Annotated in this window: 1 protein-coding gene; it reads right to left on the bottom strand. The window is 72.8% G+C overall.

Features of this window, described 5'->3' with window-relative positions:
• Window positions 1-62: 62 nt before the first annotated feature.
• A partial coding sequence (locus FNH05_RS36400) for an ATP-binding protein (protein WP_144593376.1) occupies window positions 63-2,185 on the bottom strand: 2,123 nt, incomplete at its 5' end.

Raw genomic sequence — 2,185 nt, 5'->3', positions numbered from 1 at the left:
CAGCCGTATCGACCGTGAAGGGGCCCTTCACGGCTCCGCCGGGAAAACACTCGATCGGGTGGTCAGGCGCTGGGCAGGGGGAGCAGGTGCGGGGAGGACGGTGAGCGCAGCCGCGCGAGGAGAGCGCTCTCCTGTGCGGTGGCGGACAGGGCACGCCAGATCCGTAGCGCCCGCTCGAAGTGATCCCGGGCGCGGTCCGGCTGGCCGAGCCGCAGGTGCAGATCGCCGAGCAGTTCACTCACCTCCGCCTCCGACCGCCGGTCCCCGCTGCGCTGGTGCACCGACAGCGAGTTCGCCAGCAGCAGCCTGGCGTGCGCGAAGTCCTCGCTGTACAGGTAAAGGCTGCCGAGGCTTTGGTGCGCGTACCCGACGCAGTGGTCGTCGCCCAGCTCGCCGAAGATCGCGATCGCGCGGTCGAGTTCCTCGCGGGCCCCGCCGAGGTTGCCCCGGACCTGGTGCAGCAGCGCGAGTCGTTGCCGCGCATGGGCTTCGCGGTGCCGGTCGCCGATCTCGGCCGACAGCTCGTAGGCGTCGGTGAACCAGCGCTCCGCCGTTTTGTGGCAGCCGCGGGCGAGCCACAGGATGCCGATGGAGATCCGCACCACCGCCTCACCGTGCCGGTCACCGGCGCGCAGGAAGGCCTCCAGCGCTTCGTGGCACAGCGCGAGCGATTCCTCGTTCTCCCCGGACACGCGCCGAACGGTGCTCAGGCCGGACAGCGTGATCCCCACCCCGCGGTCGTCCCCGATTTCCCGGAACAGGCGCAGGGACCGCTCGAACGCGTCGAGCGCCGACGGGTAGTCGTCGAGGTAGAGCTCGACCTGCCCCAGATTGCGGAGCACGATGGCCTGCCCCCTCCGGTCGCCCGCCCTGATGGCCGCGTCCAGCGCGATCAGGTGCGTGCGATGCCAGTCGTCGTGGTGGTTGCGCAGATCGAAGTACGGGGTGAGTGCCGCGGTGAGCCGCCACGCGAGATCGTCCAGCCGCCAGGCGGCGGCCAGTTCCACCATCGCGACCGCGGTGTCCAGCTCGGCCGCGAACCAGGCGGCCGGATCGGCCCGCGGGTGGTCGCCGGGCCGCCACGGCTCGGTTTCGCCCGGCACCGAAACGATGCCGAAGAAGTGGATCGGCATCTTCGCGGCCGCCTCCGCGGCCAGGCAGAGATAGCCCTCGACGACCCGCCGGATGCGGTTCTGCCGCTCGCCGAACGGTTCCGGCTCCGCCTGTTCCACCGCGTAGCAGCGCAGCAGATCGTGCAGGCGATAGCGCGGCAGGCCGTCCGCGCCCGCCGAGACCAGCTCCACCAGGTGCGCGTCCACGAGCACGTCCAGCACCTCGTCGGCGTCTGGGCGGCCCAGCACTGCACTCACCACCCACCCGGGGAACTGCACCGGGCCGAGTGAACCAAGCCCGCGAAACGCCCGTGCCGCACTGGAAGGCAACTGGTCGTAGCTCAGGGTCGCGCTGGCTCGCACGGCCAGATCCCCGGCGCGCAGTTCGTCCAGCCGCCGGCGCTCGTCGGCGAGCCGGTTCGCCAGCTCCCGCAACGGCCAGTTCGGACGCTGGGACAGCTTCGCCCCGGCGACCCGGATCGCCAGCGGCAGCCCGCCGCAGCAGTCCAGGATCGCTTGGGCCCCTTCGGGTTCGGCCGCCACGCGCCCTGGCCCGATGATCCTGGACAGCAGCGCGGCGGCCTCGGCGCCGCGCAGCACGTCGACGTCCACGGTGCGGGCGCCGGGGAGGTCGGGCATCCGGGTGCGGCTGGTGATCAGGACGGCACACGCGCCCGCACCGGGCAGCAGCGGACGGACCTGCGCGGCGCCGGCCGCGTCCTCGAGCACGATGCACAGGCGGCGGTCGGCCAGCAGGGAGCGCAGCAGTGCCGCGCGTTCGCCGAGCGCGGCGGGCATGGCGGCGTCGGGCACGCCGAGCGCGCGCAGCAACTCCGGCAGCACGTCGAGCGGACGGCGGGGCGAATCGGCGGTCCCACGAAGATCGAGGTGCAACTGGCCGTCGGGGAAATCGGCGCGCACGGCATGCGCGACACGGATCGCGAGGGACGATTTGCCCACACCGGGGGCGCCGGAGAGCACCACCACGGCCGGGCGGTCCGCCGCGCGGGCGTCACGCAGCAGGCGGACCAGCTCGTCGACGAGGTCGTCGCGGCCGGTGAAGTCGGGCAGGT

The organism is Amycolatopsis rhizosphaerae (assembly GCF_007713715.1).
In the GTDB taxonomy this organism is placed as follows: domain Bacteria; phylum Actinomycetota; class Actinomycetes; order Mycobacteriales; family Pseudonocardiaceae; genus Amycolatopsis_E; species Amycolatopsis_E rhizosphaerae.
Note: the sequence above shows the minus strand (reverse complement) of the source record. Positions and strands in the feature narration are given on the sequence as shown.